A 9217-nucleotide genomic window follows, 5' to 3' on the forward strand; every position below is an offset into this window, starting at 1 on the left:
TCGCAGCCAGAAGCCGCGAACGCAAATCCATCGACAGAGGGTGGCCCATTCATGACTGCCTCCTTAACCAGCACGGAATCTGAATCAGAATTCGCGCCCGGTGGGAATCCCTCAAAGCGATTCGAAACGGTCGATATCCGCTCTAGGCTTCGAAGCCTGTCCCGCCAAGTCGACGATGAACTCGACAGTCTCGCTCAGTCTCTTGCAGCCGCGGAACGTGCCGCCAAATCGTGATCGCGACGCCATATTCAACCGAACAGCGACTCTCTAAAGCTGCCTCTTCGGCAAAGGAGGCGCGGGATAACGGCCGGCAATCAGGTTCCAATACGCCCAGGATCGCGCGTCGATGATCCCAGGCGGCGCCCGATCGAGCGCCTCGACCAAGTCTTCCAGCGGAACGTATCGGCGAAGCACCTGCATGTCCTCATGGGTGGCGCGCGCCATGGCGTAGGCCATGAAACGAACGGGATCGGAAAGCGCAGCAGACGGCGGCTCGAACCAGATGATCCGCCTTGCGATCCTCGAAGTTTCTGGCGTCAAGGGTATCACTCTCACCGCTTTCGTCCCTGATCGAGCTTCTCACCGGTCAGATGGGGCAATTTTGAAAGATCAACACCGCGGACGGCGTCTACGAGTTGCTTCTTTATGCGCTGCGAGAGCCCCTGCAAATTCCCTTCATCAAAGAACACAAGCGCCTTGAGGGTATTTTGCGGATTGAACTGCGCGCCATAGATCGCCTTTGCACTCGCCAAAGCGAGCGGAAGATCGATGCTGCCCTCTGACAAAATCGCGGCAACATCGATGTAATCCTTTGCCTCGGCCCTTCTTTGAACCACGGCAGCCTTGGTTCCTGCGAGGTCCAGCAGCGATGCGACTCTTAATCCGGTCACAGGCGCTTTGCTCGTTTCGCCAACTCGCCGCAAACGAGGCACTCCAAAATAGGAGAGCTTTACAGGACCGCGCCTTCGCACAGTGACAGTCAAGGTGTTGACTTCGCTTTGAATAACACTGGCGTTCTTGAGATAGGGAACCTGTTCAAGAAGCTTGGCGGGATCAAGCGGTTCTGAACTGAAAAAATCAAAATCCACAGACTTTCGATGGCCAATCCGCAAGGCAAGAGCGGTACCGCCATAAAGGATGAAGTCTGCCGGAGTATCGCCGAGTTCGTCCCAAAGGCGCCGCTGCGAGGCGGGCAGGATATCGAGCCTCGGATCGAATATCTGTGTCATTGAGCCAAGATAATGGGAGCCGTTGGCAGAAGGCAAAGCCAAAACACCGACAAACCACAGCGCGGGACAAACCGACCCTCTGCGCCGTGCCCGCGCCAGCGGCCTTGAAGGCAGGTTAGCATTCAGCCTTATCCATCGACGGAACCGCATCAAAAAAGTTGCGCGCTGTTCGTCGAGATGGGTCGGGAGCGGAAACTTGCACCTATGGAGCGGAAGGTCCGCTTTGATACGACAAGCGGACTTCCGTTCCATAGGTGCTCCGTCTGAGGGACAATTTGGATGCTGGCGTTAGCCTCGACGCATGTCGACCTCAGCGCTCGATATCATCCGCCTGCCCCGAAAGAACCCAGTCCGACGACAGGCCATGTCTTGCGCAGATGGCATCCAGATTAACAAAATCCTCGCCCCTCATGGGAGAAGAGCCCATTTCGAGTGAGAGTGCAGCCGCGGTGCTGATCCCCAACGGCCCATAAAACTGCGCCGGTTCCATGTTGAGGACGCGCCGGGCCATCCGAATCCGCAGGGCAACAACGCGCGGCGATGCATCGTCAAGAAACAGGTTTCCATGCCAAGGCATGAGGTTCTCGGCAAACTCAATGCGCCCCAATGATTCCAGAACGATGAAGGCCTCAAGCCAAAGACTATCGGGCAGTTCATCGATCCTCGTGTTTTGAGCGCGCGCCGTCTTGCGCTTTCGTAACAGCCACTCTCCGGCCAGTTCTCCAGAAGACATGCCTTGTTGCTGGATATGGGGGTCCATACCTGCCGCAACAGCGGCTTCGATCCAATGACGGGCTTTCAGTTCTTGGGCGCGAACTTGCGCAAGATCGGCAACGCTGTAGTTCCTGGATTCGAACATATCGGTCGTCATGATGGACTCCGTTATACGCAACACTATGCGGCGGCACGCAGTGCGCGCGCACCGATGGACTAAACGACAAATCTTTTGAACGTGTTCAGCTGAAGAGGCGGCACGAATGATCGTGCTTCTGTGCTTTAATCTTTCTTTTTATTCAGAGATGTCATGAAGCCACGGATGAAGATGTCACATCCGCGATGCGTAGCTGTCCAAATCGGACCCAATCGCCGGAAGTTTCTCAGGTTGTTCATCGTTTACTCGCTTACATCTGACTGTATCTCAATTACTAAAAATCTTTTTCAAAATGCGCAACCAGGTTTTGACGTAAAATAGCCTTATTTCGGCCACACACTCGGCGATATCGCACTTATCGCATTGATTTTTATGCGCTATTATTCTGTCTGTGGATAACTCCATCGCCATATTTTTGGCGACAATGAGGCGACCCATCCCAGTGGGCGCTCTCACCAGAAGGGGCTGACGATTGACACGCGCCTTCAATTTCTGAGACATCAGCAATCAGAGGTTTTGCCGCAAGTCGAGGAGGCGTTCGCGATGTTTGTCGGACAAGGCACGGAATCCGAACACACATCGGCGATCCCGTCGTGGCGGGCGCGAAGGCGGTTTTTCGGGGCATCGTTGTTTGTGGTGGTCACAATAGCGGCCGGCGCAAAGGCGGGAAGTCAGGATGTCACGATCACCGTCCAGACCACCGTGCCGCCTTCGTGTATCGTGTCGAGCACAACGCCGGTCGTTGACCTCGGCGACATCACGCGCAAAGGGTCTGCATCTGTGCGCGTTGGCTTTTCCTGCAATTCGCGGTTTGGCTTTTCGGTCAGCTCGCAAAATGGCGCTGTCACATTAAACCGCTCGATAACTGCAAACCCGCCATTTCTGACCAGCCTGCCATATTCCTTGTCCTATCAAGTGGAAACCGACACGAGCGCGCTTGTTGACACGTGTTATTCAAGCAACATGAAGGACGGCGCCTCGACGTGCAAGGGCGTCTCGCATGCAAACGGTTCTGCGCTTCAGAGGAATATAACCCTCGGATTCTCTTGGGATTCCGGCGACCAGTTTCCGATCGCGGGAACCTATCAGGACGTGCTCTTTCTCCGAATCGCACCTGAGCTGTAAGTTGTTGTGTCAGGAACACACGCAACCTGGTTGACTCTCCCAAATAACGAAATATTTTCAACAATGTGTTGATAATGCAGGTGCGTCGTGTTCGTACTGAGTCGCCATGTATGTGCGCTAGTTGCGTTTTTTCTCACGGGAGCGGGGTGCGCTTACGCTGAGGAAGGAGCACGCCAAGCCTTCGTCATGCAGGGCAACGCGCAGCCGGTTTGCCACTTTGAGGCAGCGAGGCAGGTTCGCTCCACCAATATGGCGGTGAGCGGCGGCTCAGCAACACAGAACATCCTCAGCGTTACACAGCTTATCGATCCCAACGCCCGAGCCGTTGCAACGTCGATCTCCGTGACACTCAAAGGCATGTGCAACCATCCGCACGCCATGACTGTCAGTTCCGGAAACGGCGGGTTGGACCCTCTGACCAAGACAGAAGCAGGATCGGGCTTCGTCCAGCGTTTCGACTACGGCGCGAGCGTAGCCTGGGGCCCTTCTGTCGTTGCGTTGCAGACCGGCGGCGTTCAGGGACAATCGACACCCGAGGCCATCGCTCCGGGCGCGGTCTCCGGCGATCTTCGCATCGACATCGAAGTCAGCGACCCCGGCGATGCGCCGGTTGTGGCAGGCATCTACACAGACAACCTCGTGATCACTTTCAGGCCGCTGCTCTAAGGAAGCCATTATGCAACCCGTTTCGAAAAACGCTTACTATTCCGTCGCGTCGACACTGCTTCTCGCAGCCGGCTTTTGCGTGACGCAAGCGACGGCCCAGTCGGCCTCATCCAGCGCGAGCACGTCTTTTCAAATCAAGGGTGTGGCCCCACAGGTCTGCCAGCTTCCCGGACAAGCGGCCCCATCAGGCGCGGCATCGAACGCGACCTACTCCTCGAACATGGTGACCATCGAAAGTCTGATCGATAATTCGACCGCCTTCGTGAAGTCGTCGAGCCTTACACTGAAGTTCGACAAGGCCATGTGCAATTATGAAGCCTTTCTCAGCTTGTCGAGCCAGAATAGAGGGATGACGTCGACCGATGCAAAACAGGCCACGGCCGGAGAATTCCTCAGCAAGGTCGACTACACGGTGACAGCCGATTGGGGATCCATCCACGACTTGATCCTCGACACCTCCCAGCAGAGCACGGCTCAACTCCAGACCGCTGGGGCAAATTCGGGCACGCTGACGCTGACCTTTGCCACGAAAAACGGTAACGTTCCTCTCGTCAACGGCACTTACACCGATACCGTAGCCGTGCAGATCGGCGCGAAGCTTTAGTTGTGGCAGGGCGTCGGGCAACGCCTTCCTGATCAGAACCAGAAAACCAAAACAGCAAGAGACCTTCTGCGGTAACGCGAGAGGGTGGGGCAGATGCGTGCATATTCAACCCGTGTATTCTTCGTCTCTATGGCGCTCGCTTTTGCCGGTACGCCGGCACATGCGCTTGGGGTGACGCCGCTGGTCGTCGAGATCAACTCGGGCGATCCGTCGCAGCGGACTGCTCAAATCCTCGTCAATAACGACAGCGACAGGGACGTGCCGATCGAGGTGGTCGTCTCGCGCGCCGAGATCGCCGAGGACGGCAGTCGGCAGATGACGCCCGCGCCGAACGATTTTCTGATCTTCCCGCCGAGCCGGATGCTCAAACCTCACTCGAAGCAGGTGTTTCGCGTGCAGTGGGCAGGTACCCCGGTCCCCAAGAGCCAAACCTATATCCTGGCAGTGAACCAGTTACCCGTCGCGATGCCGGAGAAAAAAAGCGGGTTTCAGATCGTGTTCAATTTCGACGTCGTCGCCAATGTCGCGCCGCCATCGGGAAAGAAGGCGCTCGACGTGCTTTCGAGCAGCGTCGTGAGCGAAGGCGGAAAGAAATACGTGACCCTGCTCCTCGGCAATTCGGGGACTGTGCATTCCAAGTTGAGCGAAGCCTCTCTGACGTTGAGGTCGGGCAGCTGGTCAAAGACATTGTCTCAGGGGGAATTGGAGTACGCCGTCGGAATAGGCCTCGTCCAGCCGGGCAGGAAGAGACGCTTCAAGCTTGCGGTTCCGCTGCCTGCTGACGCGAAGAACGTGAGCGCTGAGGTCGTGCTCGGCAGAGCAATGCGATAGCGGGGAAGCGAATATCCCATCGAGTCGTCCATGCAATGCCGTTCGCCTGTCTTCGGGATTCTGGCTTTGCTTGCGGGCGTTACGGGAACGCATGCGCAAGAAGCCGCTCAGGTGAGCGTGGTTCAGAAGAGTCAGGGACTGGGACAGGCAATGACTGCAAGCAAAATTTACACCATCAGTCTCGCCCTGAAGGATGGCCGTTTTCACCTTGGCGACATCCCTACCCAACTTTCTGGAGAGGATGCCTACTCTATAGACCAGGAAACATTCCTGAAGCTTGCGACACCGATACTAAAACCCGAAATCGCGGCGGCTGTCCGCACGCTCCCTGCTTCTGGCGGATTTGTCACTCTTCAGGCCCTGAAAGAAGTGGGCTTGCCGGTTTCCTTCGATATCGGGGAGATGACGCTGAGCTTCTTTCCAAAAGCCGATCAGAGGCCCGGCGCGCATATTTCGCTTGCCGAAGAGCAGAGCGTTCCCACCGAGCATCTGGCGCCGCGCGCGGATATTTCAGGCTACGTCAACATCACCGCAGGCGCGCAATATACGTCCCCCGACATCACATCGAAGCGGGGAACCTTCTCTCCCGGAATCGGTGTTGCATCCGCCGTTCGCGTCATGGGCATTGTCGTCGAAAACGAGTTTGCCTCCGCCAACGGTCTTGCCATGCGGCAGGGAACCCGCGCCGTGTATGACGATGCCGGGAACGCGCTTCGTTATATGGCCGGGGACATCACGCCCGCGACCACGGGGATGCAGAACGGCGGCAGTTTTTTCGGCGTGTCCGTCCAGAAATCCTACGACAAGCTCCAGCCGCAGAAAAACATTCGGCCTACCGGGCAACGCTCCTTTCGACTTGAGCGCCCCTCCGAGGTCGATATCCTCATCAACGGTCAGGTTGTCCGCCGTCTCGAGATGGCGCCCGGCGATCACGACATCAGCGAATTGCCCCTGAGAAGCGGGGAAAACAACATCACGCTCGAAATCACGGACGACACCGGCAAGCGCACCTCGCTCAACTTTTCCCAGTTCTACGAATACGATCTTTTGGCGCCCGGCGTCAGCGACTGGGGCTTTTCGGCGGGCTACAAGAGCGCGTCCGGGTTGACCGGCATGCAGTACTCCTGGAGCGCACCAGCCGCGACGGGCTACTATCGCCTCGGTCTCACGGAAGATCTGACGGGAACGGCTCACCTTCAACTGAACGCGCAGTCCGCGATGGGCGGGCTGATGGTCATCTCACCCACCTGGTTCGGCCGTGTCGCCGCCGAGCTTGCGGTCAGCAAAAGCTGGAATGGCGGAGAAGGTTTCGCAGGGGCGCTGACATACATGCCCGAGGCGCTTCTCAAGCGGTGGGAGGTACCGGGCAGAATCCAGGTCGCAGCCGAATACCGAAGCGCGGGTTTTGCGCCGATATTTTCCACGTCGAGCGCTCTCGAAGGGCTTTCACTCAATGGGTTTTACACGCTCGAACTTCCAGATGATTACGCCCTTTCCCTTTCCGCAAGCGCGGTGACGGGTTCCGCCTTCTCGTCCTCGCGGGTCGGCGGAGGCGTGACGCTTACCAAATCGGTTCGGCCGAATTTCAATTGGGCGCTTTCGTTGTCCCGCGACAACACGTCCAACACCTATGGCGAATCCCAGTCTTCCTGGACGGCCATGGGACGCCTGAACATCCGCGCGACAAGAGATACCGAGATTGTGTTCACACAGGTTGGGATCAACGGGAGTTCCATCCTTGGGGTTTCCACCTCTGGCGAGACGGAAAACGGTCGCTATGCGGTCAAGGCCGATATCGAGAAGATCCCCAGTGCTGTCACAGGCTCGGACCCGGAAAATCGCGTCGATTTCAGTGTGGCCTATTCCGACACCCGGTTCGACATCGCGGCCAGCCGCTCGCGCCAAGTCTATGGCCTTAACCGCGATGTGGTCAGCGACATAAGCACCGTTTCAGCGTCGGGGGCGATCGCCTTTGCGGATGGACATGTGGCATTCGGACGGTCGGTCACAGACAGTTTCGCCATCATCGCACCGCATGACTCGCTCGCAGACGCGACGCTTCGTATCAAGGCAGGCGATGCTCCTTCGCGCGCGGCCTCCGACATGCTCGGGCCAGCCCTGGTCTCCGATCTGCCGTCCTACGCTCATTCTCAATTGCCCATCGAAGCCGATGGCGCGCCGGAAGGCTACGATCTCGGCTCTGGGATCTTCGATGTGCAGCCGGTCTACAAGAGCGGCTATGTTCTAAAGGCCGGGTCCGATTACAGCGTGATGGCTGTCGGGAACCTTGAGGCCGAAGGCAAGCCGCTGGCACTCTTGAGCGGCTTGGCAAAGGAAGAGGGGGTCTCCGATCCCCGCAAGGTCGCGCTCTTCACCAATAGCGGCGGCCGTTTCAGCATCGAAGGTTTGAAGCCCGGCCGCTGGCGCATCGAAATGCTCGGCGATACGGCGCAGTGCTTCCATCTGACCGTCCCGGAAAAAACCATGGGCATCTACGACGCGGGTGCTGTGACCGAAAGGTGCGCGGCATGAGGCTATTCGCCGTTGTGGCAATGTTGGCTGGAGCAACCGTTTCTGCACACGCCTGTGCCGGGAAACTCGAAACCTTCTCAGCCAGACGCCCGTTGATCTACAATCCTTTTTCCGTCGTGGATGCAAGGGCGCGGCTCGGCGTCACGATCCGCAATACCGGCACCGAAGCCTGCTCATACCGTGTCACGATCCCCGATAGCTATCTTCCGCTTTTGTTCGAAAACATCGCCTTTACGATCGATGCCCGAGACGCCACCGCCGCAATGTCGGGAGCGCTCAGCATTACGACGCCTTCGGTTCCTGCGGGCCAGACTCACTACCTTCGGCTGAGAGTATCTGCCTTGCGAGGACAGCCGGCATTGTCGGGTACCCTCACGAAAAGGGTCGGGTTCGTGCTGACCGAAGCCGGAACACGAAGTTTGCCGCTGGATCAGACCGAGCTTGATCTTCACTGCGTGATCCCTCCGGTATTCGAGATCAACGTCGCTGGCTCCGGCCTGCGCGCCACCCTTGAAATCGATGATCTGAAATTGCGCTCGAAAGCGGTCGTGTTGCAGACGCGAAGCACGCAAAGCCACCAGCTTCAAATTCGGGCGGAAAATGGTTTTCTCGTCCGCGAGGGCAGTCTGCCGGGTGCTGCGACCACCATTCCCTATGAAGTGTCGATCGACGGCCAATCCCGTCAACTCGAGAAAAACGCAGATTGGCGGGTGGATGGTCCCGCAGGGGAAGCAAGCCGCCGATTGAATGTCACCATCGGCGACACAGTCAACAAACTGGCCGGACTCTACAAGGAGGTCATCACCGTTCACATCGATTCAAAATTGTAAGCGTCAAAAGAGGAAAGAAGTCATGCGTATTGTTCCAGCCACGATCCTTGGCTGCGGCGTCATCATAGCCCTCGGCCTGAATATGCCCGTGTTCTACAAAGCCGATCCCAACCTCGTTCTCAGCGCCGCAAGCGTGTCCGAACTGAAAGCGTTTCGGGGTGCGCAGATATTGGAGAACCGGGTTACGATCAGCCCCAAAGCGGGTGACACAGCATTCGTAACCTTGCAGCTGACTGAGGCGCAATTCTCCGCCGAGGGGATGCGCACAAAAACCGAGATCGGTTACAATCTGCACCTGACGACAAGGTCGCTCTGCTACGAACTTGAACCGGGTTGCCTCGAAATCAGGGATAAATCGGTTCTAAAGGCTGTTTCGGTCGGCGTTATACTCTAGGTAGTGTGGACTCTTGGGATTCCTAAGGGCAAGCAAATCAGATTCAAGGCTGTCATTTGGGAGGCAGCCATGGGTGTTCTGGACCGTCTGGTTCTTCGAGACGATCAATGGAAGCGGATTTCGCAGCATATCATC

Annotated in this window: 10 protein-coding genes; 7 read left to right on the forward strand and 3 right to left on the reverse strand. The window is 57.3% G+C overall.

Annotated elements, in window-relative coordinates; all coding sequences use genetic code 11:
• Nucleotides 1–267 precede the first annotated feature (267 nt).
• The 3 genes from KKP04_RS15020 to KKP04_RS15030 are packed head-to-tail and all read right to left on the reverse strand — an operon-like array spanning nt 268 to nt 2100.
• Nucleotides 268–549, reverse strand: coding sequence for a hypothetical protein (locus KKP04_RS15020; protein ID WP_371818839.1), 282 nt, complete (start codon nt 547–549; stop codon nt 268–270).
• Between the two features lie 2 nt (nt 550–551).
• Nucleotides 552–1481 (reverse strand): nucleotidyl transferase AbiEii/AbiGii toxin family protein, encoded by a 930-nt coding sequence (locus KKP04_RS15025; protein ID WP_251134175.1) that lies wholly within the window; start codon nt 1479–1481, stop codon nt 552–554.
• A 58-nt stretch (nt 1482–1539) separates the two neighbouring features.
• On the reverse strand, nt 1540–2100 hold the full coding sequence (locus tag KKP04_RS15030) for a hypothetical protein (protein WP_215033424.1): 561 nt from the start codon (nt 2098–2100) through the stop codon (nt 1540–1542).
• Nucleotides 2101–2643: 543 nt separating this feature from the next.
• Between KKP04_RS15030 and KKP04_RS15035 the strand changes: the two genes are divergently transcribed.
• The 7 genes from KKP04_RS15035 to KKP04_RS15065 all read left to right on the forward strand — a co-directional run bounded on the left by KKP04_RS15035 (nt 2644) and on the right by KKP04_RS15065 (nt 9082).
• Complete coding sequence (locus tag KKP04_RS15035; RefSeq protein ID WP_215033427.1) at nt 2644–3225, forward strand: hypothetical protein; 582 nt, start codon at nt 2644–2646, stop codon at nt 3223–3225.
• A 186-nt stretch (nt 3226–3411) separates the two neighbouring features.
• Nucleotides 3412–3891: a hypothetical protein gene (locus tag KKP04_RS15040; RefSeq protein WP_215033430.1), complete on the forward strand. Its 480-nt coding sequence runs from the start codon at nt 3412–3414 to the stop codon at nt 3889–3891.
• A 10-nt stretch (nt 3892–3901) separates the two neighbouring features.
• On the forward strand, nt 3902–4495 hold the full coding sequence (locus KKP04_RS15045) for a hypothetical protein (protein ID WP_215033433.1): 594 nt from the start codon (nt 3902–3904) through the stop codon (nt 4493–4495).
• Between the two features lie 93 nt (nt 4496–4588).
• Complete coding sequence (locus KKP04_RS15050; protein ID WP_215033436.1) at nt 4589–5326, forward strand: fimbria/pilus periplasmic chaperone; 738 nt, start codon at nt 4589–4591, stop codon at nt 5324–5326.
• A gap of 150 nt (nt 5327–5476) precedes the next feature.
• A complete protein-coding gene (locus tag KKP04_RS15055; protein ID WP_215033439.1) occupies nt 5477–7858 on the forward strand; it encodes a hypothetical protein in 2382 nt (793 codons plus the stop codon).
• Nucleotides 7855–8688 (forward strand): hypothetical protein, encoded by an 834-nt coding sequence (locus KKP04_RS15060; protein WP_215033442.1) that lies wholly within the window; start codon nt 7855–7857, stop codon nt 8686–8688. Before KKP04_RS15055 ends, KKP04_RS15060 begins: the two co-directional genes overlap by 4 nt.
• Nucleotides 8689–8710: 22 nt before the next feature.
• Nucleotides 8711–9082 (forward strand): hypothetical protein, encoded by a 372-nt coding sequence (locus KKP04_RS15065; RefSeq protein WP_215033445.1) that lies wholly within the window; start codon nt 8711–8713, stop codon nt 9080–9082.
• The last annotated feature ends 135 nt before the right edge of the window (nt 9083–9217 follow it).

The sequence above is a fragment of the Rhodomicrobium sp. Az07 genome, from assembly GCF_018619475.1.
Classification (GTDB): Bacteria; Pseudomonadota; Alphaproteobacteria; order Rhizobiales; family Rhodomicrobiaceae; genus Rhodomicrobium.

Excerpts from the sequence above, each read along its gene's own strand:
- KKP04_RS15025 (WP_251134175.1), bottom strand. The coding sequence starts at position 1,481 with ATGGAACGGAAGTCCGCTTGTCGTATCAAAGCGGACCTTCCGCTCCAT.
- KKP04_RS15030 (WP_215033424.1), bottom strand. The coding sequence starts at position 2,100 with ATGACGACCGATATGTTCGAATCCAGGAACTACAGCGTTGCCGATCTT.
- KKP04_RS15035 (WP_215033427.1), top strand. The coding sequence starts at position 2,644 with ATGTTTGTCGGACAAGGCACGGAATCCGAACACACATCGGCGATCCCG.
- KKP04_RS15040 (WP_215033430.1), top strand. The coding sequence starts at position 3,412 with ATGCAGGGCAACGCGCAGCCGGTTTGCCACTTTGAGGCAGCGAGGCAG.
- KKP04_RS15045 (WP_215033433.1), top strand. The coding sequence starts at position 3,902 with ATGCAACCCGTTTCGAAAAACGCTTACTATTCCGTCGCGTCGACACTG.
- KKP04_RS15050 (WP_215033436.1), top strand. The coding sequence starts at position 4,589 with ATGCGTGCATATTCAACCCGTGTATTCTTCGTCTCTATGGCGCTCGCT.
- KKP04_RS15055 (WP_215033439.1), top strand. The coding sequence starts at position 5,477 with ATGACTGCAAGCAAAATTTACACCATCAGTCTCGCCCTGAAGGATGGC.
- KKP04_RS15060 (WP_215033442.1), top strand. The coding sequence starts at position 7,855 with ATGAGGCTATTCGCCGTTGTGGCAATGTTGGCTGGAGCAACCGTTTCT.
- KKP04_RS15065 (WP_215033445.1), top strand. The coding sequence starts at position 8,711 with ATGCGTATTGTTCCAGCCACGATCCTTGGCTGCGGCGTCATCATAGCC.